At 73.2% G+C, this 23208-nt stretch carries 19 protein-coding genes; 11 read left to right on the top strand and 8 right to left on the bottom strand.

Features of this window, described 5'->3' with window-relative positions; all coding sequences use genetic code 11:
* The first annotated feature begins 193 nt into the window (after positions 1–193).
* A complete protein-coding gene (locus BOQ63_RS33340; protein WP_030286075.1) occupies positions 194–1024 on the top strand; it encodes a chaplin in 831 nt (276 codons plus the stop codon).
* 183 nt (positions 1025–1207) lie between these two features.
* On the opposite strand, the gene BOQ63_RS33345 is transcribed toward BOQ63_RS33340, so the two are convergent.
* Complete coding sequence (locus tag BOQ63_RS33345; RefSeq protein WP_033350848.1) at positions 1208–1417, bottom strand: DUF5703 family protein; 210 nt, start codon at positions 1415–1417, stop codon at positions 1208–1210.
* A 361-nt stretch (positions 1418–1778) separates the two neighbouring features.
* Between BOQ63_RS33345 and BOQ63_RS33350 the strand changes: the two genes are divergently transcribed.
* Positions 1779–2378, top strand: a complete 600-nt coding sequence (locus BOQ63_RS33350; RefSeq protein ID WP_030286077.1) for a hypothetical protein — start codon at positions 1779–1781, stop codon at positions 2376–2378.
* 92 nt (positions 2379–2470) lie between these two features.
* Here the strand turns inward: BOQ63_RS33350 and BOQ63_RS33355 are convergent, their stop codons facing one another.
* Entirely contained in the window at positions 2471–4615 is a 2145-nt protein-coding gene (locus BOQ63_RS33355; protein ID WP_150476210.1) for a helix-hairpin-helix domain-containing protein, read from the bottom strand.
* 72 nt (positions 4616–4687) lie between these two features.
* Positions 4688–5668: an aldo/keto reductase gene (locus BOQ63_RS33360; protein WP_030286081.1), complete on the bottom strand. Its 981-nt coding sequence runs from the start codon at positions 5666–5668 to the stop codon at positions 4688–4690.
* Between the two features lie 297 nt (positions 5669–5965).
* On the opposite strand from BOQ63_RS33360, the gene BOQ63_RS33365 reads away from it, so the two are divergent.
* The gene (locus tag BOQ63_RS33365; RefSeq protein ID WP_030556842.1) at positions 5966–7012 is read left to right on the top strand and encodes an LLM class F420-dependent oxidoreductase; all 1047 of its coding nucleotides are present in this window, start codon (positions 5966–5968) and stop codon (positions 7010–7012) included.
* 46 nt (positions 7013–7058) lie between these two features.
* Here BOQ63_RS33365 and BOQ63_RS33370 read toward each other — a convergent pair whose 3' ends face one another.
* Positions 7059–8048 (bottom strand): magnesium and cobalt transport protein CorA, encoded by a 990-nt coding sequence (locus tag BOQ63_RS33370; RefSeq protein WP_030286085.1) that lies wholly within the window; start codon positions 8046–8048, stop codon positions 7059–7061.
* A gap of 126 nt (positions 8049–8174) precedes the next feature.
* Here BOQ63_RS33370 and BOQ63_RS33375 point away from each other — a divergent pair, with 126 nt between their 5' ends.
* The 4 genes from BOQ63_RS33375 to mshC all read left to right on the top strand — a co-directional run bounded on the left by BOQ63_RS33375 (position 8175) and on the right by mshC (position 12124).
* A complete protein-coding gene (locus BOQ63_RS33375) occupies positions 8175–8867 on the top strand; it encodes an MSMEG_4193 family putative phosphomutase (RefSeq protein WP_030286087.1) in 693 nt (230 codons plus the stop codon).
* A gap of 221 nt (positions 8868–9088) precedes the next feature.
* A complete protein-coding gene (locus BOQ63_RS33380; RefSeq protein ID WP_030556841.1) occupies positions 9089–9655 on the top strand; it encodes a DUF3090 domain-containing protein in 567 nt (188 codons plus the stop codon).
* Complete coding sequence (locus BOQ63_RS33385) at positions 9652–10497, top strand: SCO1664 family protein (protein WP_370863286.1); 846 nt, start codon at positions 9652–9654, stop codon at positions 10495–10497. The genes BOQ63_RS33380 and BOQ63_RS33385 overlap by 4 nt, the downstream gene beginning before the upstream one ends.
* Positions 10498–10894: 397 nt before the next feature.
* On the top strand, positions 10895–12124 hold the full coding sequence (gene mshC, locus BOQ63_RS33390; RefSeq protein WP_072655478.1) for a cysteine--1-D-myo-inosityl 2-amino-2-deoxy-alpha-D-glucopyranoside ligase: 1230 nt from the start codon (positions 10895–10897) through the stop codon (positions 12122–12124).
* 84 nt (positions 12125–12208) lie between these two features.
* On the opposite strand, the gene BOQ63_RS33395 is transcribed toward mshC, so the two are convergent.
* Entirely contained in the window at positions 12209–13162 is a 954-nt protein-coding gene (locus tag BOQ63_RS33395) for a PAC2 family protein (RefSeq protein WP_033350855.1), read from the bottom strand.
* A 349-nt stretch (positions 13163–13511) separates the two neighbouring features.
* On the opposite strand from BOQ63_RS33395, the gene BOQ63_RS33400 reads away from it, so the two are divergent.
* Positions 13512–14033: an SRPBCC family protein gene (locus BOQ63_RS33400; RefSeq protein WP_030556837.1), complete on the top strand. Its 522-nt coding sequence runs from the start codon at positions 13512–13514 to the stop codon at positions 14031–14033.
* Here BOQ63_RS33400 and BOQ63_RS33405 read toward each other — a convergent pair.
* Positions 14030–15124 (bottom strand): glycoside hydrolase family 18 protein, encoded by a 1095-nt coding sequence (locus BOQ63_RS33405; RefSeq protein WP_197698006.1) that lies wholly within the window; start codon positions 15122–15124, stop codon positions 14030–14032. The genes BOQ63_RS33400 and BOQ63_RS33405 overlap by 4 nt on opposite strands.
* 143 nt (positions 15125–15267) lie before the next feature.
* On the opposite strand from BOQ63_RS33405, the gene metH reads away from it, so the two are divergent.
* From metH to BOQ63_RS33420, 3 genes are all read left to right on the top strand, one after another.
* Positions 15268–18777 carry a methionine synthase gene (gene metH / locus BOQ63_RS33410; RefSeq protein WP_072655480.1) on the top strand — a complete coding sequence of 1170 codons (3510 nt, stop codon included), beginning with the start codon at positions 15268–15270 and terminating at the stop codon, positions 18775–18777.
* 152 nt (positions 18778–18929) lie between these two features.
* On the top strand, positions 18930–19634 hold the full coding sequence (locus BOQ63_RS33415; protein WP_030286104.1) for an HAD family hydrolase: 705 nt from the start codon (positions 18930–18932) through the stop codon (positions 19632–19634).
* 255 nt (positions 19635–19889) lie between these two features.
* Complete coding sequence (locus BOQ63_RS33420) at positions 19890–21509, top strand: ABC transporter substrate-binding protein (RefSeq protein WP_030286106.1); 1620 nt, start codon at positions 19890–19892, stop codon at positions 21507–21509.
* Positions 21510–21574: 65 nt separating this feature from the next.
* Here the strand turns inward: BOQ63_RS33420 and BOQ63_RS33425 are convergent, their stop codons facing one another.
* Entirely contained in the window at positions 21575–22246 is a 672-nt protein-coding gene (locus BOQ63_RS33425; protein ID WP_030286109.1) for a response regulator, read from the bottom strand.
* Positions 22246–23163, bottom strand: coding sequence for a RecB family exonuclease (locus BOQ63_RS33430; RefSeq protein WP_030286110.1), 918 nt, complete (start codon positions 23161–23163; stop codon positions 22246–22248). The genes BOQ63_RS33425 and BOQ63_RS33430 overlap by 1 nt, the downstream gene beginning before the upstream one ends.
* Positions 23164–23208: the final 45 nt, after the last annotated feature.

Below are 23208 nucleotides of genomic sequence, written 5' to 3' on the forward strand. Positions count from 1 at the left end.
GCGCGGCAAGGCCCCGAGGCCCCGATCGCTCGATCGGGTGAAGCCGCTTCGTTCGGCCCAACTCCGCCGTTCGCCTCTCGTTAACTCCTGTGCAGTCTAAGACCTTGCGTGATTGCCGCATATACAGAAATTCCGATTTTCGTAAGGTTCACGTCAAGGTCGCACAAGCCGTCTCGAAACGTCAGGGGAAATCATGAGGAACGTCACCAAGAAGGGGATCCTCACTGCCGTGGCCACCGGCAGCGTGCTGGCCTCCACCGCCGGCTACGCCTACGCGGCCGCCGAGGCGCAGGGGAGTGCGGCGGGATCGCCGGGCGTCGCCTCCGGGAACTCGGTCCAGGTGCCCGTCGAAGTGCCGATCAACGCCTGCGGCAACACCGTCGACGTGGTCGGCGCGTTGAACCCGGCGTTCGGCAACCGCTGCGCCAATGTCAGCGGCGGCCGGCACGCCGTCTCGAAGCCCGGTCAGACCGGTCAGACCGGTCAGACCGGTCACTCCGGCGGAAGCGACAGCTCCGGCGCCGGGGCGAGCCGCGGCTCCTCCGCCTCGGGTGCCTCCGCCAGCGGTGCCGCCGTCGGCTCGCCCGGGGTGGTCTCCGGCAACAGCGTCCAGGCCCCGGTGCACGTCCCGGTGAACGCCTGCGGCAACTCCGTGGACGTGGTCGGCGTCGCCAACCCGGCCTTCGGCAACGAGTGCGGCAACGTGACCCACCCCGCCCCGAAGCCGACCGACGACATCCCCGAGGGCCACACCCCCTCCACCCCGCCGGCGTCCGGCGGCGACACCGGCCCGGGCGGCCCGCGCAACGGCGGCCTGTCCACCAGCGCCACCCCGAGCACCCCGGCCGTCCCGGCCGCCGCCCGCACCAGCGCCCCGGCCACCCCCGCCGCGCAGAGCGTCGCCACGGGCGATCAGCTGGCCCACACCGGCGCCGGCGGAGTCGAGGCACTCGGCGCCGCCGGGCTCGCGCTGCTGGTCGGCGGCGGCGTGCTCTACCGCCGCGCCCGCGTCGGCGCCCGCTGAGTCACTCGGCGGACTGAGCCCCTCCGCCCGCTGAGCACCCCGACCGCTCAGCGGCAACCCGCTGGTGGAGCGAAGCACCCGCCGACGGAACGACGCACCCGCGGCCGCCCGTAGAACCACGGGCGGCCGCGGGTGCGTGAAAGCCCGGCGCGCATCCCCCCGGGGCGGACCGGACGCCGTCCGTCACCAGCTCCGGACCTGCCGGATGATCCGCCGCTTCAGCCGGACCGTCCGGCTCCCGTCGGGGAACAGCCTCAGCCGGTCGAGCTCCCAGTGCCCGTACTCGGCGTGCTCGGTGAGCAGTTGGCGTGCCGCGTTGCGCGTGGTCCCGCGCGGCATGCGCAGCGACTGGTACTCGTACTCCGGTTGCCGGACCGGCTTCGGTGGGGTCAAAACGCTCCTCCTGAGGATCACCTGCACGCAAGCCTACGGCCTGCCGCGGACAGTCGGCCCGGGTATTTCCGGCCGTCCTCCCGTCCCGCTGCGACGGTCCGACGGCTCTCCCCGGGCTCTTATCTGACAGTCCATCAGTTCTGTTGCGGTTGTGGAGTGGATATCCCGATACCGGCGCGCACAGCCGCACCCGGACGGCCCCGGCAGAACCGGCTGCGCGCCCTTCGCGCCCGACCGCGCCGGTTCTGCCGGTGGACAGAAACCCCTGAATCGGACATCAGGGGGGAAGTTGCGGTGAAATCGCGGGTGTAGGTGACAACCGCTGTGCGTACCGGCGCCGTGGGGAGATAGCGTCTGCACCATGTCTGATGCCGCGCAGCCCACCATTGCCGAGGTACGCGCCGCCGCTGAGGCGGTCAAGGCCGCCATCGACCGTCATCTGGAAGCGGTGTCAAGCCCCAACGCAGCCGATGATCCCGCCGTGTCCGCTGCCTACGAGCAGCTCGCGACGGCGGCCATCGCCTACGACCAACTCCTGTACGAGGTCTACGACGAGGTCACTCCCTTCGAGATCCCCGGCGACGAGGGACCGGGCGGCTACCACGGCCCGGAGCAGCCCGAGGCGATCAGCGTGCTGATCCGCCGCGACTACCACGTGGTCGACCCCAAGCGGCTGCGCGCGCAGGCCGAGCGGCTCGACGAGTCGCTGACCCCGGGCGGCGCCGGCGGCGTGAACACCGCGCTCGGCGTGCTGTTCGGCGAGTACGAACCGGACGAGATCGCCGCCCGCAGCGAGGAGTTCGGCCTGGAGGAGGCGGACTCGACGCTCTGGGTCGCGGCGGCCGTGCCGACCGAGCCGGGGGAGTGGCTGCCGGAGCCCTTCGAGCACGCCGACCCGCAGCTGCTGATCTGCCGGTTCGACGTGAGCGAGGTCTACGACGACGAGGACCCCGAAGACTGACGTCGCCCGTACGCGCGGAGGGCGGGCCCGGGAGCACCGGGCCCGCCCTCCGCGCGTCAGCCGGCCGGACCGGCCACGGGCGGGCCACCGGGTCAGTCCGCGTCGACCGCGTTCTCCGCGAGGATTGCCCGCAGCCGGGTGGTGCGCGGTTGCGCCGGGCGCTCGGCGACGGCCTGGACGAGCGCCGGGCCCGCCGTGTGGACCACGGACAGGTGCCGCTCGCCGCGCCCGAACGCGGTGTAGACCCACTGCCGGGAGAGCGCCGGAGCGGCGTCCTCCGGCACCACGACCACCGCGGCGGGCCAACGGCGGCCCAGCGACTGGTGGACGGTCAGCGCCCAGCCGTGCCGCAGCCGCCCGGCCTCGGCGGGCAGGACGGTCCGGCGCGAGCCGTCCGGGTACTCCAGATGCAGACCGGCGGCGTCGCCGTCCACCACCCGGGCGGGGCGGACGACCCCGGGCACGGGGGACTCCACCACCCGGTCGCCCGGGTCGAAACCGCCGAACCGGCCGGGGCCGGGGTTCAGCCGGGCCTTGGCGGCGGCGTTCAGCGCCCGCGTACCGGCCGGGCCGCCGTGGCCCGGGGTGAGCAGCACCACCTGCTCGGCGGGGATGCCGAGCGCGCGCGGGATGGAGTCGGTGAGCAGCTGGACGGCGCGGTGGACGGCCTCGCCGCCGTCCTTGGCGGTCAGGATGACCACCTCCTTGTCCGGTGCCTCGACGGGCTGCAGCTCGCCGATGCCGACCCCCGAGACCAGCTCGCCGATCGGCCCGAAGTCCGGGGTGCGGGAGGCGACCGCCGGGCAGACCTTGGCGGCCAGCAGGTCGGCGAAGAACCGGCCGGGGCCGGCCGACCAGAGCTGGCCCGGGTCCCCGCTGAGCATCAGCCGGGTGCCGTCGGCGAGCGACTCCAGCACGGTGGCGGCCAGTTCGACGTCCAGCAGCGGCGCGTCCAGCACGATCAGGAGGTCCAGGGCGAGCGTGCCGTCGGCCGCGCGGCCGGGGCCGGCCGTCCCGGACAGCAGCTCGGCGAGGGTGACCACCGGGCTCCCGGCCTCGCCGAGGGCGGCGAAGGACGCCTTGCCCTGGTCGGTCCAGGTGGCGGCCCAGGCGCGCAGCCCGAGCCCCGTGGCGGCGGCGAGCAGCGCGGCCGGCTCGGCGCGGGCCGCCTCGCCGCCGGTGTGCAGCACCAGGGCGCTCCCGGCCACGGCCCGGATCAGGGCGGTCGCGGAGGAGGACGGCGCCGCCTCGGCGGCGGCCTCCCAGGCGGCGGGACCGGGGGAGACGGGCGCGGTCTCGGCAGGCCCCTCCGGCGCCGACTCGGACTCCGACTCCGCCGATGGCTCGTCGCCGTCCTGCTCGCCGCCGTCCTCGCCCGGCACGAAGGAGGCCATCAGCTGGAGCAGCTTCTCGGCGAGGCTCACCTCCGCCATCGCCAGCGTCTCCAGCGCGAGCAGCGTGCGCGTCGGCGGCTCGTCCTCGTCCCCGTCACCGGCCGCCGAAGCGTGCGCCTCGGCTCCGGTCAGCTCCTCCTGGAAGGGCAGCACCCGCCCGTCCGCGAGGGCTTCCTCGATCGCGGCGGCCGGCTCGGGCATCCGGAGCCGTTCGAGCCCGGCGGCCACCTCGGACAGCTCCTGGGCGGAGTGCCCGCGCAGCGCCGCCTGCTCCAGCACCCAGACCACCAGGGCCTGGGCCCGGCGGGGGTCGTCCGGGCCGACCGAGGCACCGAGCAGGCCGCGGGCGAAGTGGTCCGCGTGCTCGGGGCGCACGCCGGGCAGCCCGAGGACCGCCCACGGGTCCTCGCGCAGCCGCTCGGCCGCGCCGTCGCCGAACGCGGCCACCGCGGCGGCCGCCAGCTCGACGGGGGCACCACCGGCGGACAGCACCGCGACCGTCCGCTGGAGCACGTCAGCGCTCGGCTCGGCGGGCCGCAGCACCGGGGTGGAGGGAGCGGCCGGAGCCGCCGGGGCGGAGGGAGCGGCCGGAGCCGCCGGGGCCGCCGGGGCGGGAACCGGGGGAGCGGCCTGTTCGGCCGGCACCGCCGGCTCGGACTCCGGAGCCTCCGCCATCGAGGCCTCCGCCCGTGCGGCACCCGCCCGTGCGGCACTCGCCGCGGCATCCTCTGGCTGCATGCCGCGGATCCGCTGCGCCAGCTCCGCGAACTTCGCCGCCTTCTCCTCCGCGGTCAGCCGGACCCCGGGGGTCGCCTCCGGAGCGCCGTTCCCCGTGTCACTCATCGTCGTCCGCTCCAAAGCTCACTCCACCGCACGTTCTGCACTGCACGTTCTGCTCGACGACCCGGTCCGGGGCTACAGCTCCGTCCACCCCTGGTCCGGGTAGCGGTGCACCGGCGACGAGATGTCGTCCAGCGCGCCGCGGATCTCATCCGGAAGCGTAAGCGCCTCCACTGACAGCGCCGCCTGCAGCTGCGCCACCGTGCGGGCCCCGACCAGCGCGCAGGCCACCCCGGGCCGGTCGCGGACCCAGGCCAGCGCGACCGCGAGCGGGCTGCTGGCCAGCCCGTCGGCGGCGGTGGCCACGGCGTCCACGATCCGCCGGGAGCGCTCCCCGAGGTACGGCTGGACGAATCCGGACAGGTACGCCGAGGCGCCGCGCGAGTCCTGGGGCACCCCGTGCCGGTACTTGCCCGTGAGCACCCCGCGCCCGAGCGGTGAGCCGGCCAGGATCCCGACCCCGGCGTCCAGCGCGGCGGGCAGTGCTTCGCGCTCGATGCCGCGCTGGAGCAGCGAGTACTCCCACTGGGCCCCGGCCAGCGGCATCCGGGCGTGGTGGGCGCGCTGCCAGGTGGCGGCCTTGGCGAGCTGCCAGCCGCTGAAGTCGCAGACCGCGGCGTAGCGGGCGCGGCCGGAGGAGACGGCGATGTCGAGGGCGCTGAGGGTCTCCTCGACCGGCGTCATGGGGTCGAACGCGTGCACCTGCCACAGGTCGACGTAGTCGGTGCCGAGCCGGCGCAGCGAGGCGTCCAGGGCGGCGAGCAGGTGGCCGCGTGAGCCGTCGAAGCGGCGGGCGGACTCGGGGACGCTGCCCGCCTTGGTGGCGATGACGACTTCGGAGCGCGGGATCAGGCTGTCGGTGAGGCGGGAGATCAGGTACTCGGCGCCGCCGTCGGCGTACACGTCGGCGGTGTCGACCAGGTTGCCGCCGGCGTCGACGAACTCCTTGAGCTGCTCGGCGGCTTCGTGCTCGTCGGTGTCGCGGCCCCAGGTCATGGTGCCGAGACCGAGGCGGGAGACCTGCAGGCCGGTACGGCCGAGGTGACGCTTTTCCATCCGACGGGCCCTCCACTGGCCGGGCGGCGCCGGTGGCGCCGGTAGCCCTGTAAACGCGCAGGTGGGAAGAGCGCTCCCCACGTCGGCTGAGCGTAGCGGCCGGTACCCGGGCAGGGGCGGAGACCCGCAGAACGATCATTCACTCGCCAGTCGCCCGCTCGCCTCCGGGCCCTCCTGACCCGGGCCCGCCTGGCCCGCGCCCGCTGTGACCCAGGCCACCGCTACCCGTCAGTAGCATGACCGCGCGGTCGGCACTACGCTCGACCACCAAGCCCACCCGACTGGAAGGTTCGGCACATGCGACTCGGCATCAACCTCGGCTACTGGGGACTCGGCATGGATGCCGACAACATCGCGGTGGCCCAGGAGGCGGACCGGCTCGGCTACTCGGTCTGCTGGGCGGCCGAGGCGTACGGCTCGGACGCCGCGACGGTGCTGAGCTTCGTCGCCGCCAGGACCGAGCGGATCGACGTCGGTTCGGCCATCTTCCAGATCCCGGCCCGCACCCCGGCGATGACCGCGATGACCGCCGCGACCCTGGACACCCTCTCCGGCGGCCGCTTCCGGCTCGGCCTCGGCGTCTCCGGCCCGCAGGTGTCCGAGGGCTGGTACGGCGTGAAGTTCGACAAGCCGCTCGCCCGCACCCGTGAGTACGTGGAGATCATCCGCAAGGCGATGTCCCGCGAGCGCCTGGTGCACGAGGGCGCGCACTGGACCCTGCCGCTGCCCGGCGGCCCGGGCAAGCCGATCAAGCTGACCGTGCACCCGGTGCGCGAGCACATCCCGCTGTACATCGCCGCGATCGGCCCGAAGAACCTGGAGCAGACCGGCGAGATCGCCGACGGCTGGCTCGGCATCTTCTTCGCCCCGGAGCACGCCGCGCTCTCCCTCGACCCGCTGAAGGCCGGGCGCGCCAAGGCCGGCAAGTCCCTGGACGACTTCGACCTCTGCCCGACCGTCACCATTGCCGTGGGCGAGGACATCAAGGCCGGTGTCGACTCCCAGCGGTCCTACGCCGCGCTCTACATCGGCGGCATGGGCAGCAAGGAGAAGAACTTCTACAACCAGCTCGCCCGGCGGATGGGCTACGAGCAGGCCGCCGACGAGGTCCAGGAGAAGTACCTGGCCAAGGACTACGCGGGCGCCGCGGCCGCCGTCCCGCACGACCTGATCGACGCCACCTCGCTGGTCGGCGACACCGCCCGGATCGCCGACCGGATGCAGGCCTACGCCGACGCGGGCGTCACCACGCTCACCCTGGCCCCGGCCGGCTTCACCCTGGACGAGCGGATCCAGGCGCTGCGCACGGGCGTCGAGGCGCTGGAGCGGGCCGGGCTCGCGTAACCCGTCGCCTACGACCCGGACGCGGGCGGCGCCACAGCCGGCGGCACTACAGCCAGTCGTGCCGCTTGAACACCCGGTGCAGCACCATGCAGACCACCGCCATCAGCGACAGCGCCGCCGGGTACCCCCAGGGCTCGTGCAGCTCGGGCATGACGTCGAAGTTCATCCCGTACACGCCCGCGATCATGGTCGGTACGGCGGCCAGTGCCGCCCAGGCGGAGATCTTCCGCATGTCGTTGTTCTGCTGCACGCTCACCTGCGCCAGGTTGGCGCCGAGGATGTCGGACAGCAGCCGGTCCATGCCGTCGACCTGGTCGTTCACCCGGGCCAGGTGGTCGGCGACGTCCCGCAGGTAGGGGGCGGTCTCCGGGCGGACGAACGGGGCGCCGCGCTCCAGCCGCAGCATCGGCTCCAGCAGTGGGGAGGCGGCGCGCCGGACGGTCATCACCTGGCGCTTGCAGCCGTAGATCCGGCCGGCGGCGTCGCGGTGGACCCGGCCGGGGGCGAAGACGTCCGCCTCCAGCTCGTCCAGGTCGACCTGCAGGGCGGCGGCCACCTCCACGTAGCCGTCCACCACGGTGTCGCAGACCGAGTGCAGCACCGAGCTGGGCCCGTACCGCAGCAGTTCGGGCTCCTGCTCCAGTCGGGCCCGCAGGCCGCTGAGCGGGCTGTCGGTGCCGTGGCGGACGGTCATCACGAAGTCGGGGCCGAGGAAGACCATCACCTCGCCGCTGGTGACGGCGTGGGTCTCGGGGTGGTGCCCGAGGGTCTTGAGGGCGACGAACAGCGAGCCCTGGTAGGCCTCGACCTTGGGGCGCTGGTGGGCGCTGACGGCGTCCTCGACGGCCAGCGGGTGCAGTGCGAACTCCTTGCCGACCCGGTCGAGTTCCTCGGTGGTGGGCTCGAAGAGGCCCATCCAGACGAAGGCACCCGGGCCGGCCCGGCGGGCGGTGGTGAGCGCGTCGGTCAGATCTTCGGAGGCCCCGATCCGGCGGCCGTCCTGGTACGCGGCGCAGTGGACGATCATGCGGGCCATTGTTCCCCGGGAACGCCGGACGATGCCGGGCCTGCGCGACGACCTGAGCCGCAGCGGTGCTCGCGGCGGCGGTCCGACCGGGAACCGTGCCCCACCGCCGTGCCCGCAGGCCGTAGGCTGAGCCCCATGCCCACCCTGTTGCTCGTCCGCCACGGCCGCTCGACCGCGAACACCGCCGGAATCCTGGCCGGTTGGACCCCCGGCGTGGACCTGGACGACACCGGACGCGCCCAGGCCGCCGCACTGGCCGGCCGACTGGCCGCGGTCCCGCTGGCGCAGGCCGTCAGCAGCCCGCTGGAGCGCTGCCGGCAGACCCTGGAGCCGCTGCTCGCCGTCCGCCCCGAGCTGGGCCCGCCGGCCGAGGACGAACGGCTGGGGGAGTGCCACTACGGCGAGTGGACCGGCCGCCCGCTGGCCGAGCTGGCCAAGGAGCCGCTCTGGCGCACGGTGCAGGACCACGCCGCCGCCGCGGCCTTCCCGGGCGGCGAGTCGCTTCGCGAGCTGAGCCACCGCACGGTCGGCGCGGTCCGCGAGTGGAACGCGAAGATCGCCGCCGAACATGGCGAGGACGCGGTCTGGGTCGCCTGCTCGCACGGGGACGTGATCAAGGCGGTGGTGGCCGACGCGCTCGGCCTGCACCTGGACCACTTCCAGCGGATCAGCGTCGAGCCCTGCTCGGTCACCGCGATCCGCTACACGCCGCAGCGGCCCTTCGTACTCAGGATGGGCGACACCGGCGACCTCTCCTCGCTGGCGCCCAAGCCCTCCGCCGCCACGGCCACCCCGGCCGGTGACGCGGTGGTCGGCGGAACCGCCTGAACCGCCCGCGACACCGCCCGGGCCCACCGGTGCGACCCGCCCGCGGCCTCCGGCTCGGCTCCCCGGCCGGGCCCCGGAGGTCGTAGGGTGACTGGTGAGCGTCCCGTAGTTCTGAGTGCCTCCTAGTTCGACCACCCGCCCGTTGAACGACCCCGCCCGTTGGACAACCCGCGGTCCCGCGTGGCGGATCCGTACCGACCGACACGATCCGGAGCTAGAGCGTGCCCCGTCAGGTCTTCTTCTACGACCAGCCCGAACGGTTCGTGGCCGGCACCGTCGGCCAGCCCGGCGCCCGGGCGTTCTACCTGCAGGCCAGCGCCCGTGGCCGGGTCACCAGCGTGCTGCTGGAGAAGAACCAGGTGGCCGCCCTCGCCGAGCGGATCGAGGAGGTCCTGGACGAGGCGCTGCGGCGCAGCGGCGGCGACGCCGCCATCCCGGCCGCCGCGCCCAAGGACCTGCTCGACACCGCCCCGCTGGACCTCCCGCTGGAGCAGGAGTTCCGGGTCGGCACCATGGCCCTGGCCTGGGACAGCGTGGACGCCTGCCTGGTGGTCGAGGCGCAGGCGCTGGTGGAGGACGAGGAGGAGGACGGCGAGGAGGCGGTCTTCCGGGACGACGAGGACGGCCCGGACATGCTGCGGGTGCGGCTGACCGGCGCGATGGCCCGGGTGTTCGCCAAGCGCGCGCTGGACCTGGTCGCGGCCGGCCGCAAGCCCTGCCCGTTCTGCAACCTGCCGCTGGACCCGGAGGGCCACCTGTGCCCGCGCGCGAACGGCTACCGGCGCTGAACACCGAGACCCCGCCGCAGGCCGACCCGGCGGCGGCCGCCGCCCTCGCCGCCGATGCGCCGACCGCCCTGGCGCTGCTGCGCCAGGGCGCGCTGACCGTGCACGGCCGCCTCACCGAGGCCTCCAACGCGGCGCTGTACTGCACCGTCGAGCACGGCTCGCTGAGCGCGCAGGCCGTCTACAAGCCGGTGGCCGGCGAGCGCCCGCTCTGGGACTTCCCGGACGGTACCCTGGCCGGCCGCGAGGTCGCCGCGTACGAGCTGTCCGCGGCGACCGGCTGGGAGCTGATCCCGCCCACCGTGCTGCGCGAGGGCCCGCACGGGCCCGGCATGCTGCAGCTGTGGGTCGAGCCGGACCCGCGGGCCGAGCCGCTGCTGGCGCTGCAGGACCCGAACGGCCCGGAGGCGGGCTGGCTGCCGATCGTCCGGGCGGAGGTCGAGGACGGCCGCACCGCGCTGCTGGTGCACCACGACGACCGGCGGCTGCGCCGGCTCGCGGTCCTGGACGCGGTGCTCAACAACGCCGACCGCAAGGGCGGCCACCTGATCCCCGCCGCCGACGGCCGGGTGTACGGCATCGACCACGGCGTCACCTTCAACACCGAGGGCAAGCTGCGCACCCTGCTCTGGGGCTGGGCGGGGGACCCGCTGCCCGCCGAGGCGCTGGAGGTGCTGTCCCGGCTGGCCCGGGAGCTGGAGGGGGAGCTGGCCGAGCGCCTCGCCCCGCACCTGACCGGCGCCGAACTGGACGCCACCCGCGCCCGGGTGGCCGCGCTGCGCAGCTCGGGCAGGCATCCGCTGCCCTCCGCGGACTGGCCCGCGATCCCCTGGCCGCCGGTGTAGGTCCCGGGGCCCGGGCGCCGGGCCGGGCACGGGCGCGGCCGTTCGGTTCCGGGCCCCGGCGAGGTTACCGGCCGGTGGTCTGGACCTGTTGCCGGAATCGGTCGCACACTGCTCCGATGGACGTGCGACGGACCACCCCCAGAACCGCGCCGGACCTGCCGTTGCACCGCCTGCAGGTCCCGCTGCCCCAGCTACTTGGCGCGGGAGAGCGCGCCGATCGCGTCGAAACTGCCGATTGCCGGGTGCCCGGTCGGCGGCAGGGCCGACCGGGCGCTCACCCCCGCGCCCGAACGCTCACTATCAGTCGGAAAGCAGTCAGGCAACGACGGGATCAGAATTCAGTCGATCTTGTTGACTGGTTAGGCTTTCAAATGTTCTCAAGGTTAAAGTCGATGCCATGCATGCCTGGCCCGCCTCCGAGGTTCCCGCCCTGCCTGGTCAGGGGCTCCCCCTCCACATCTTCGACACCGCAGCGGGCAAGGTCCGCGAGGTCGTGCCGCAGGACGGCACCGCCCGGATCTACGTCTGCGGCATCACCCCCTACGACGCGACCCACATGGGCCACGCCGCCACGTACAACGCCTTCGACCTGGTGCAGCGGGTCTGGAAGGACGCCGGCCACGACGTCCTGTACATCCAGAACGTGACCGACGTGGACGACCCGCTGCTGCAGCGCGCGGTCGAGACCGGCCAGGACTGGGTGGCCCTGGCGGAGCGCGAGACGGCCCTGTTCCGCGAGGACATGACCGCCCTGCGGCTGCTCCCGCCGGCCCACTACGTCGGCGCCGTCGAGTCCATCCCGTGGATCGTCCCGATCGTCCAGAAGCTGCTGGCCTCCGGCGCCGCGTACAAGGTGGACGAGGACATCTACTTCTCGGTCGACACCGACCCGAACTTCGGCCAGGTCTCCGGCCTCACCCGCGAGGCCATGCGCCCGGTCTTCGCCGAACGCGGCGGCGACCCGGACCGGCCCGGCAAGCGCAACCCGCTGGACGCCCTGCTCTGGCTGGCCGCCCGCCCGGGCGAGCCCGCCTGGGACACCGAGCTCGGCCACGGCCGCCCCGGCTGGCACATCGAGTGCGTGGCCATCGCCCTGCAGTACCTGGGCATGACCTTCGACGTCCAGGGCGGCGGCAGCGACCTGTCCTTCCCGCACCACGAGATGGGCGCCTCGCACGCCCAGGTCGCCACCGGCGCCCACCCGTACGCCAAGGCGTACGTGCACGCCGGCATGGTCGGCCTGGACGGCCAGAAAATGTCCAAGTCCCGCGGCAACCTGGTCTTCGTCTCGGCCCTGCGCCGCGACGGCGTCGACCCGGCGGCGATCCGCCTGGCGCTGCTCTCGCACCACTACCGCGAGGACTGGGAGTGGACCAAGTCCGTCCTGGACGAGGCCGTCGAGCGCCTCGCCCGCTGGCGGGCCGCGGTCTCCCGGCCGGACGGCCCGGCGGCCGAGCAGCTGCTCGCCGAGGTCCGCGCGGCGCTGGCGAACGACCTGGACGCGCCCGCCGCGCTGGCCGCCGTCGACCGCTGGGCCGCCCAGCAGCAGAGCGAGGGCGGCACCGACGTCGGCGCGCCCGGCCTGGTGACCCGGACGGTGGACGCCCTGCTCGGCGTCGCGCTGTAGTCCGGCACCCGTCCCGCAACGACGCCGAAGGGGTGTCAGGACCTCGGTCCTGACACCCCTTCGGCGTTCGGCGGGGAGGGAGGACTACTCCTCCTCGGCGCCCTCCTGGCTCTCGCGGGTCGTGCCCGGCGACTCCGGCTCGGCCGGCCGCTCGGCCGTCGCGTGCCCGGACACCGGCTTCTCACCGGTCGGCCCGACGTTCTCCCGGCGGCGCAGGTAGCGCTCGAACTCGCGCGCGATCGCGTCCCCGGAGGCCTCCGGCAGCTCCGCGGTGTCCTGCGCCTCCTCCAACTGCTGGACGTACTCGGCCACCTCGCTGTCCTCGGCGGCCAGCTGGTCCACGCCGAGCTGCCAGGCCCGGGCGTCCTCGCCGAGCTCGCCCGGCGGGATGCGCAGGTCCAGCAGGTCCTCCAGCTTGTTCAGGAGTGCCAGCGTGGCCTTGGGGTTGGGCGGCTGCGCGACGTAGTGCGGCACCGCGGCCCACAGCGTCACGGCCGGCACCCCGGCGTGGGTGCAGGCCTCCTGCAGCACCCCGACGATCCCCGTCGGGCCCTCGTAACGGCTCTCCTCCAGGTCCAGCCGGCGGGCCAGCTCCGGGTCGGAGGTCACTCCGCTGACCGGCACCGGGCGGCTGTGCGGGGTGTCGCCGAGCAGCGCGCCCAGGATCACCACCAGCTCGACGCCCAGCTCGTGGGCGAAACCGAGCAGCTCGTTGCAGAACGAGCGCCAGCGCATGCTCGGCTCGATGCCGCGCACCAGCACCACGTCCCTGGTCACCGGCTCCGTCACCCGGACCACCGAGAGCCTGGTGGTCGGCCAGGTGATCCGGCGGATGCCGCCGTCCAGCCAGATCGTCGGCCGGTTGACCTGGAAGTCGTAGTAGTCCTCCGCGTCCAGGGCGGCGAACACCTTGCCGCCCCAGGTGTCGTCCAGGTGCGCCAGAGCCGCGGAGGCGGCGTCACCCGCGTCGTTCCACCCCTCGAAGGCGCAGACCATCACCGGGTCGATCAACTCGGGAACATCTTCCAGCTCGATCACCCAGCGTCTCCCTCCGGTCGGCGGTCGGACCGGCACCGCCTCGGCTGGCCGCCGGGGCACTGACGGGCCGGCTCCCGCCTGTCGAACCTCTCGTCTCCCATGGAACGGCTCGCTCCATGGTCCCTACCTGCCCAGCCTACGGGCTTTGATGCGCAAGGCGGCCGGGCACCGGGACAGTCTGGGGGAGCGGGCCGCCCCGATCCAGCGGTTATCCGCACCGTGACGGCCGACGCCCCCGGCAGCCCGCCCGGACGGCGGCGCACGGGGCCCGACCGGCTACCGGGCGCACGACCGTGCCGCCCGGGCACGGCGGCGCGATGATGGTGAGCGGGGCGGAAGGGGCCGACCGATGAACCGACGGCTGTGGATCCTCGCGGGTGCGGGCGCGGCGGCGCTGGCCGGGGCCGCGCTGCTGGCGGCGGACCGCGCCGGGCGCAGGCTGCCGGTGGAGCACGTGACCGAGGGCGGGCTGGAGCTCGCCCAGCCGCCCGGCGCGGTCTGGGACGTGCTCACCGACATCGACCTCTACCCGGCCTGGCGCCCCGGCCTCACCCACGTCGAGCGGCTGCCCTCGGGGGCCGGCGGCCGCCTGCGCTGGCGCGAGTACGACCGGCACGGGCACACCACCTACGAGGTGGTCGCCAGCGAGGCCCCGCACCGCCTGGTGACCGGCATCGCCGACCCGGACCTGCCGTACGGCGGCACCTGGACGTACCAGCTCACCCCGGCCGGGCCCGGCTGCTCGCTGACCGTCACCGAGCGCGGCGAGGTCCGCAGGCCGCTGTCCCGGGCCGTCTCGCACTACCTGACCGGCGAGGACGCCACCGTCCACCGCTACCTCGGCGCCCTGGCGCACCGGATGGCGGCTTAGGCCGGGTCCACCCAGCCGCGCCGGTACGCCGCCCAGTTCTCCGGCGTCGCGGCGAAGTCCACGTAGAGGGCGACGCCGAAGTTGGCCCGTCCCAGGCCCTGGCGGCCGAGGCCGAGCCGCACTCCCCGGACGGCCGCCGGGACGGTCTCCGCGTCGCCCCAGTGGCCCCACTTGTCGTCCCAGAAGAACGGCAGGCCGATCAGCAGGTCGACCTGCGGCGGGGTCGCCCGCAGCGCCAGCTCGGTCTGCTGGGCGACGTAGCCGCCGTACAGCGGCTCGGTGGGCATCGAGGTGTCGTAGGCCATCACCGCGACCTGGTCGACCCGGCGGGCGGTCTCGTGGAAGTACGCCTCGTCCCACCACTTGCCGTGGTCGGTGAGCAGGATGCCCGCGGTGTGCAGACCGGGGACGGGGTCGATCTGCGCGGCCGCCACCGACAGCACGGCGCCGCGCGCGGCCGTCACAGGGCGGACCTCGTCCAGCAGGGCGAGCCACCCGGCCGTGCCGGGGCGGATCGGCTCCATGTCGAAGTGCACGCCGTCGAAGCCCTGGTCCAGCACCTGGCGGGCGGAGGCGGTGACCCGGTCCCGGGTCGGTGCGTCGTCCAGGTCCAGGGCGTCCTTCTCCGGCTTGACCTCGTCGCCCAGCCAGCCCTGCACCCGCACCCCGGGCAGCGCCCGGTGGGCGGCCTCGGTGAACCAGCGGGCCCGCGGGTGGACGGACGCCGGCAGCGAGCCGTCGTGCTCCAGCGGGCCGGTGTGGACGTACAGGTCGCGTACCCCGGTGCCGGCCAGCTGCTCGGCCAGCGCCGCCACGTCCGCGTCGGTCTTGCGGCCGTCCACCCAGGCGTGGCCGAGCCAGACGGCGTCCCTGCCGCGGGTGCGGGCCCCGGAGGCGGGTTCACCCGTGTAGTGCAGTCGGATCTCCACGAACACCGTGCCCAGCGCGGCGACCGGCACGGCCGCCGCGAGCCCCAGTGCCAGCAGCCCCCGCCGCCACCGGGACCATCCCCTCCAACGCTCGCGCAGCGCCCGGAACGGGGCCGTCACGGCCCCGCCCGTGCGCCGCGCGGCGGTCCTGAATCGGGCCACGCGGTTGCTCCCCCCTTGCGGTCGAGCGCTCAGGATACGGAATGGGCCCGCGTAGCGGCCCGTGGGCCGGATACCCTGGCGGCGTGCGGGCCCGACGAAGCGGGTTCGCAAAGCCGACAGCCGTCGCACCAGGGAGACGCCCCATGGCCACTGCAGCCGACCCGTCCATCACTCAGCAGAGCCGCGCGAACGCGCTGCGCGAAGCACTCGCCACCCGGGTGGTGGTCGCCGACGGTGCGATGGGCACCATGCTCCAGGCGCAGGACCCGACGCTGGAGGACTTCCAGGACCTCGAGGGCTGCAACGAGGTCCTCAACATCACCCGGCCGGACATCGTCCGCTCCGTGCACGAGGCCTACTTCGCGGTGGGCGTGGACTGCGTCGAGACCAACACCTTCGGCGCCAACTTCGCCGCGCTGGGCGAGTACGACATCTCCGAGCGGATCTTCGAGCTCTCCGAGGCCGGCGCCCGGATCGCCCGCGAGGTGGCCGACGCCCACGCCGCCGACGGCCGCACCCGCTGGGTGCTCGGCTCGATCGGCCCCGGCACCAAGCTGCCGACCCTCGGCCACGCCCCGTACGAGACGCTGCGCGACGGCTTCCAGCAGAACGCGGCCGGCCTGATCGCCGGTGGCGCCGACGCGCTGCTGGTGGAGACCAGCCAGGACCTGCTGCAGACCAAGGCCGCGATCCTGGGTTCCAAGCGCGCCCTGGCCGAGGCCGGGCTGGACCTCCCGGTGCTGGTGCAGGTGACGGTGGAGACCACCGGCACCATGCTGCTCGGCTCCGAGATCGGCGCCGCGCTCACCGCGCTGGAGCCGCTCGGCGTCGACTTCATCGGCCTCAACTGCGCCACCGGCCCGGCCGAGATGAGCGAGCACCTGCGCTACCTGGCCAAGAACGCGAGGATCGGCCTGTCCTGCATGCCGAACGCGGGCCTGCCGGTGCTCGGCAAGGACGGTGCCCACTACCCGCTCTCCCCGGCCGAACTGGCCGAGGCGCACGACGTGTTCACCCGCGAGTACGGGCTCTCGCTGGTCGGCGGCTGCTGCGGCACCACGCCCGAGCACCTGCGCCAGGTGGTGGAGAAGGTCCAGGGCCGCCCGATCGCCCGGCGCGACCCCCAGCCGGAGCCCTCGGCCGCCTCGCTCTACCAGGCGGTGCCGTTCCGCCAGGACACCTCGTACCTGGCGATCGGCGAGCGCACCAACGCCAACGGCTCGAAGAAGTTCCGCGAGTCGATGCTGGCCGGCGACTGGCAGGCCTGCGTGGAGATCGCCCGGGACCAGATCCGGGACGGCTCGCACCTGCTGGACCTGTGCGTGGACTACGTCGGCCGCGACGGCGTCGCCGACATGAAGGAGATCGCCGGCCGGCTGGCCACCGCCTCCACCCTGCCGATCGTGCTGGACTCCACCGAACCGCCGGTGCTGCAGGCCGGCCTGGAGGCGCTCGGCGGCCGCGCGGTGCTCAACTCGGTCAACTACGAGGACGGCAACGCCCCCGACTCGCGCTTCGGCCGGATCGCGTCGCTGGCCCGCGAGCACGGCGCCGGCCTGATCGCGCTGACCATCGACGAGCAGGGCCAGGCCCGTACGGCCGAGAAGAAGGTGGAGATCGCCGAGCGGCTGATCGCCGAGCTGACCTCCGACTACGGCATCGACGAGGGCTCGATCCTGGTCGACTGCCTCACCTTCACCCTGGCCACCGGCCAGGAGGAGTCCCGCCGGGACGGCATCGAGACGATCGAGGCGATCCGCGAGCTCAAGCGCCGCCACCCGGGGGTGCAGACCACCCTCGGCCTGTCGAACATCTCCTTCGGCCTCAACCCGGCCGCCCGCGTGGTGCTCAACTCGGTCTTCCTGCACGAGTGCGTGGAGGCCGGCCTGGACTCGGCGATCGTGCACGCCTCCAAGATCCTGCCGATCTCCCGGATCCCCGAGGACCAGCGCGAGGCCGCCCTCGACCTGGTGTACGACCGCCGCCGGGACGGCTACGACCCGCTGCAGCGCCTGCTGGAGCTGTTCGAGAACGTCTCCACCGCCTCGGTCAAGGCCTCCAAGGCGCAGGAGCTGGCCGCGCTCCCGCTGGAGGAGAGGCTGCAGCGCCGGATCATCGACGGCGAGCGGGGCGGCCTGGAGGCCGACCTGGACGAGGCGCTGGGCGAGCGCCCCGCGCTGGAGATCATCAACGACACGCTGCTGTCCGGCATGAAGGTGGTCGGCGAGCTCTTCGGCTCCGGCCAGATGCAGCTGCCGTTCGTGCTCCAGTCCGCCGAGGTGATGAAGACCGCGGTGGCCCACCTGGAGCCGCACATGGAGAAGTCCGAGAGCGAGGGCAAGGGCACCATCGTGCTGGCCACCGTCAAGGGCGACGTCCACGACATCGGCAAGAACCTGGTCGACATCATCCTGTCCAACAACGGCTACAACGTGGTCAACCTGGGCATCAAGCAGCCGGTCTCGGCGATCCTGGACGCCGCGCAGGAGCACAACGCGGACGTCATCGGCATGTCAGGCCTGCTGGTGAAGTCCACCGTGATCATGAAGGAGAACCTGGAGGAGCTGAACCAGCGCAAGCTGGCCGCCAGCTACCCGGTGATCCTCGGCGGCGCCGCCCTGACCCGCGCCTACGTCGAGCAGGACCTGCACGAGATCTACGAGGGCGAGGTCCGCTACGCCCGGGACGCCTTCGAGGGCCTGCGGCTGATGGACGCCCTGATCGCGGTCAAGCGCGGCGTGCCCGGCGCGACCCTGCCGGAGCTCAAGCAGCGTCGGCACGCCCGGGTCGAGGTGGAGGAGCCGGAGCCCGAGGTCAACCTCGGCCAGATCCGCTCCGACGTGGCGCTGGACAACGCGCTGCCCACCCCGCCGTTCTGGGGCGACCGGATCGTCAAGGGCATCCCGTTCGCCGACTACGCCTCCTGGCTGGACGAGGACGCGCTGTTCAAGGGCCAGTGGGGCCTGAAGGCCGCACGCAACGGCGACGGCCCGTCCTACGAGGAGCTGGTGGAGACCGAGGGCCAGCCGCGGCTGCGGGCCTGGCTGGACCGGCTGCAGACCGAGGGCTGGCTGGAGGCGGCCGTGGTCTACGGCTACTACCCGGCCAACTCCAAGGGCGACGACCTGATCGTCTTCCACGAGGACGGCACCGAGCGGACCCGCTTCACCTTCCCCCGCCAGCGGCGCGGCCGCCGGCTCTGCCTGGCGGACTTCTTCCGCCCGGAGGAGTCCGGCGAGCGGGACGTGGTCGGCCTGCAGGTGGTCACCATGGGCAACCGGATCTCCGAGGCGGCCAACGAGCTGTTCGCCGGGAACTCCTACCGCGACTACCTGGAGCTGCACGGCCTGTCGGTGCAGCTGGCCGAGGCGCTCGCCGAGTTCTGGCACGCCCGGGTCCGCTACGAGCTGGGCTTCTCCGGCGAGGACCCGCAGGACGTCAAGGACATGTTCGCGCTCAAGTACCGGGGCGCCCGCTTCTCGCTCGGCTACGGAGCCTGCCCCGAGCTGGAGGACCGCGCCAAGATCGCCGAGCTGCTGAAGCCCGAGCGGATCGGCGTGGTGCTCTCCGAGGAGTTCCAGCTGCACCCGGAGCAGTCCACCGACGCGATCGTGATCCACCACCCGGAGGCGAAGTACTTCAACGCCCGGTAATTCGGACGCCCTTCTCCGTTCGCTCTTTCCGGGCGAAGCGGGCGTATCCTTGATGATCCTGAACGGGCCGGTCCGCTCACCAGCGGGCCGGCCTGTGCCATCCCCGGCGGCGTCCCAGGACGCTCCGCGGGGCACTGCCGGAAGGACGCGCCATGACCACCAGCTCCACCACCGCCCTGGCACTCGACCACGGGGACGACCGCGGCCTGCAGGCGGTGCTGCTGGACATGGACGGGACGCTGGTGGACACCGAGGACTTCTGGTGGCAGGCCGAGGCCACGCTCTTCGCCGAGCTGGGCCACCAGCTGGACGAGCAGGACCGGGCGCACGTGGTCGGCGGCCCGATGACCCGGGTGATGGACTACCTGGTCGCCCGCACCGGGGTGGACATCGCCCCGGCCGACCTGGGGGTGCTGGTCAACCAGCGCTTCGTCGACCTGCTGGCCGGCGGCGTGCCGCTGATGCCGGGCGCCGAGCGACTGCTCAACACCCTCGCCGCGCACGGCGTCCCGGCCGCGCTGGTGTCCGCCTCGCACCGGCACGTGATCGACATCGTGCTGCGCTCGCTGGGTGCCGAGTACTTCGCCTTCAGCATCGCCGGGGACGAGGTGCCGCGCACCAAGCCGTTCCCGGACCCGTACCTGGCGGCGGCCTGCCGGCTGGGCGCGGAGCCGGGCCGCTGCGTGGTCGTCGAGGACACCCCGACCGGGGTGCGTGCGGGCGAGGCGGCCGGCTGCCCGGTGATCGCGGTGCCCTCGGTGGCGCCGATCGAGGCGGCGCCCGGCCGGCTGGTGGTCCCCTCGCTCGAGCAGGTCGATCTCGAACTGCTGCGCTCGCTGGTCGCCTCGCGGGTGTAGCCGGGGCAGGTGGAGTGGGAAGCGCTTGATGTGATTGTCATCTCATTGCGCCTCGCCCCTACTCGCCGGTAAACGCTCCCACCGGGCATCTGGGGACGGCCGGCCGGGGAGAAAACGGGCATTGCCTGACAACTCGTCGGGTGCGCCTCGCTGCCCCCGATCACCGTGTCCCAAACGTCATCTGCACGGGTAGCGGTCGTGCGTGTTCGATATGGCACGCTACTCGGGTTCGTGACACCCCCGAAGGACGCTCCCTTGAAGACTTCAGCTGAACGCCTGGCAGCACTCGGCTGCGCCGGTCTGGTCGCCGTGACGGTGGCCGGTTGCGGATCGGTCACCGACGCCGTCAAGGGGGACAGTGGCGGCAAGGCGATCACCATGGGCACCCGCGGCCTCACCAGCGTCCTGGACCCGGCCGGCGCCTACGACACCGGCTCGTGGCTGGTGCTCTCCAACACCTTCCAGTCGCTGCTCGCCTTCCCTCCCGCCGCCAGCTCCCCGACCCCGGACGCCGCCCAGTCCTGCGAGTTCGTCAGCGGGGACACCACCCAGTACCACTGCGTGCTCCGCCCCGATCAGAAGTTCGCCAACGGCCACGCCCTCACGGCCGCCGACGTCGTGTTCTCGATCCAGCGGACCAAGAAGATCAAGGACCCGAACGGTCCGAGCGGCCTGCTGGACACGATCAAGTCGGTCGAGGCGAAGGGCGACAACGAGGTGGTCTTCCACCTCTCCGCACCCGACGCGACCCTGCCGGCCAAGCTGGCCACCCCGGCCGGCGCCATCGTCGACCACGAGGTCTACCCGGCCGACAAGCTGCTCGACAACGACAAGGTCGTCGGCTCCGGCCCGTACAAGCTCGACTCGGTCGAGACCATGACCCCCGAGGGCGGTAGCGCCAAGGTCCTCGCCAAGGTCGTGCTGACTCCCAACAGCAAGTACGCCGGCGACGCCAAGCTGCAGAACGACAAGTTCACCGTGCGGTACTTCGACAACCCCGCCGCGCTGAAGGACGAGTTGGACAAGGGCGGTGTCGACCTCACCGACAACAGCCTGGAGCCGAACACCGCCGCCCGGATCCTCGACGACCAGCAGAACGGCAAGGGCGACCTGGCCGTCGTCCAGGGCGACAGTTCCGACACCAACTCGATCGCCTTCAACACCAAGGACGCCACCACCGGGAACCTCGCCGTCCGTCAGGCCGTGGCGCAGCTGGTCGACCGGAAGGCCCTCGCCCGCGACGTCTTCGCGCGCACCGTCCAGCCGCTGTACTCGATGGTCCCGACCGGCATCGCCGGCCACAACACCGTCTTCTCCGACAAGTACGGCGACCCCGACGTCGCCAAGGCCAAGGCGATCCTCGCAGCCGCCAAGGTCCCCGTGCCGGTCAAGCTCAATCTCGCCTCGGGGCGCTCGCGCACCGGCACCAACGAGATCGACACCCTGAAGCGCCAGTTGGAGACGGGCGGTCTGTTCCAGGTCACCACCCAGGTGGAGAACGATTCGGCCGCCTACCAGAAGGGCCGGAGCGAGGGCAAGTACCAGGCGTACCTGGTCGGATGGACCGCCGACTACCCGGACCCCGACAACTACATCGGGCCGCTGGTCACCGAGGACAGCGTCTACCGCACCGGGTGGGTGGACGAGCGGGTCACTCAGAAGCTGCTGCCGGAAGGTCTCAAGCAGGCCGACCGCGGCGCCGTGAACGGGATCTACAACCAGGTCCAGGGCATCGTCGCGGAGAACGTGCCGCTGATCCCGATGTTCCAGACCAAGGCCTTCTTCGCGGCCAAGCCGTACGTCACCGGCGTCGAGTCGACCGTCGACACCACCGGCGTCTTCCGCTTCTGGGAGATCGGCCGCAACAAGAAGTAGCGCCCCGCGCACGGCGGCCCGCCGCCTCCCCCGGACCCGGGAGAGGCGGCGGGCCGCCGCGCTGTCTACAGGGTGCCCGGGCGCACCAGCCCGCTCTCGTAGGCGTACACCGCCGCCTGCACCCGGTCGCGCAGCTGGAGCTTGGTCAGCACGTGGCCGACGTGGGTCTTCACCGTGGTCTCGCTGACGAACAGCTCGGCCGCGATCTCCGCGTTCGACAGCCCGCGCGCCACCAGCTTCAGCACCTCCAACTCCCGCTCGGTCAGCGCGCTCAGCGCCTGCGGCGGCGCCTCCTCGCCCGAGGGCAGCTTGGTGGCGTACATGTCCAGCAGCCGGCGGGTGATGCTCGGCGCCAGCATCGCCGCGCCGTCCGCGACCACCCGGATCGCCTGCACCAGCTCCTCCGCCGGGACGTCCTTCAGCAGGAAGCCGCTGGCACCGGCGCGCAGCGCCTCCACCACGTACTCGTCCAGGTCGAAGGTGGTCAGCACCAGCACCTTGGCCGGGCCGTCACGCCCCGGTCCGGCGATCCGGCGGGTCGCCTCGACGCCGTCCATCCGCGGCATCCGGATGTCCATCAGCACCACGTCGGGCTGCAGCGCCCGCACCTGGTCCAGCGCCTGCTGACCGTCGCCGGCCTCGCCGACCACCACCAGGTCGGACTCGGCCTCCAGGATCATCCGGAAACCGGTGCGCAGCAGCGGCTGGTCGTCGACCAGCAGCACTCGGATCGTCACTAGGACTCCTCGCTCATCGGATCCCCCGTGGGATCGCTCTCATCCGACGTACGGGCTTGTGCCGGCACGGGCAGCGGGTACGGCGGCGGGGTGCCACCGAACTCCGGGCAGCTGGCCTGGTGGTCGCACCAGTCGCACAGCCGGTTCCGGGTGGCCGGGAAGTCCCCGGTGGCCACCGCGTGGCTGATCCGCTCCCACAGCGCCTGCAGCTTGCGTTCCACCGCGAGCAGGTCGGCCTCGTCCGGGTCGTAGCTCACCACGTCCCCGCCCCCGCCGAGGTAGACCAGCTGGAGGCGCTTGGGGATCACGCCCTTCCAGCGCCACACCACCAGCGCGTAGAACTTCATCTGGAACATCGCCTTGCCCTCGAAGTCCCGCGAGGGCGCCCGGCCGGTCTTGTAGTCCACCAGCCGGACCTCGCCGGTGGGGGCGACGTCCACCCGGTCGATGTAGCCGCGCAGCAGCAGCCCCGACTCCAGTGACGTCTCCACGTACAGCTCCCGCTCCACCGGGTGCAGCCGGGTCGGGTCCTCCAGCCGGAACCACTGGCCGACCAGCTTCTCGGCGTCGGCCAGCCAGCGGGTCAGCGCCGCGCCGTCCGGGTCGTCGGGGAACAGCGAACCCAGCTCCGGGCGCTCGCCGAGCAGCCGCTCCCACTGCGGGCGCAGCAGGCCCAGCGCCCGCTCCGGCGTCCGCTCGGCCGCCGGGCTGTCGAACAGCCGCTCCAGCACCGCGTGCACCAGCGTGCCCCGGGTCGCCGCCGGACTCGGCGGCTCCGGCAGCCGGTCGATCACCCGCAGCCGGTACAGCAGGGGACAGGTGAGGAAGTCCCCCGCGCGGGACGGGGACAGCCCGGTCGGGGGCGCCGCCGGGCGCGCCGGGGCCCCGGCGGCACTGCTGGTGTCGGTCTGCTGCATGGCTACGACCCTATTGCCCTTTGCTGTCATCCCGCTGCCACCGTG

The sequence above is a fragment of the Streptomyces viridifaciens genome (assembly GCF_001888885.2).
GTDB lineage: Bacteria > Actinomycetota > Actinomycetes > Streptomycetales > Streptomycetaceae > Kitasatospora > Kitasatospora aureofaciens.

Coding starts and splice junctions, on each gene's coding strand:
- metH (WP_072655480.1), top strand. CDS start 15,268: ATGGCCACTGCAGCCGACCCGTCCATCACTCAGCAGAGCCGCGCGAAC.
- mshC (WP_072655478.1), top strand. CDS start 10,895: ATGCATGCCTGGCCCGCCTCCGAGGTTCCCGCCCTGCCTGGTCAGGGG.
- BOQ63_RS33365 (WP_030556842.1), top strand. CDS start 5,966: ATGCGACTCGGCATCAACCTCGGCTACTGGGGACTCGGCATGGATGCC.
- BOQ63_RS33355 (WP_150476210.1), bottom strand. CDS start 4,615: ATGAGTGACACGGGGAACGGCGCTCCGGAGGCGACCCCCGGGGTCCGG.
- BOQ63_RS33340 (WP_030286075.1), top strand. CDS start 194: ATGAGGAACGTCACCAAGAAGGGGATCCTCACTGCCGTGGCCACCGGC.
- BOQ63_RS33400 (WP_030556837.1), top strand. CDS start 13,512: ATGAACCGACGGCTGTGGATCCTCGCGGGTGCGGGCGCGGCGGCGCTG.
- BOQ63_RS33350 (WP_030286077.1), top strand. CDS start 1,779: ATGTCTGATGCCGCGCAGCCCACCATTGCCGAGGTACGCGCCGCCGCT.
- BOQ63_RS33430 (WP_030286110.1), bottom strand. CDS start 23,163: ATGCAGCAGACCGACACCAGCAGTGCCGCCGGGGCCCCGGCGCGCCCG.
- BOQ63_RS33370 (WP_030286085.1), bottom strand. CDS start 8,048: ATGGCCCGCATGATCGTCCACTGCGCCGCGTACCAGGACGGCCGCCGG.
- BOQ63_RS33360 (WP_030286081.1), bottom strand. CDS start 5,668: ATGGAAAAGCGTCACCTCGGCCGTACCGGCCTGCAGGTCTCCCGCCTC.
- BOQ63_RS33375 (WP_030286087.1), top strand. CDS start 8,175: ATGCCCACCCTGTTGCTCGTCCGCCACGGCCGCTCGACCGCGAACACC.
- BOQ63_RS33415 (WP_030286104.1), top strand. CDS start 18,930: ATGACCACCAGCTCCACCACCGCCCTGGCACTCGACCACGGGGACGAC.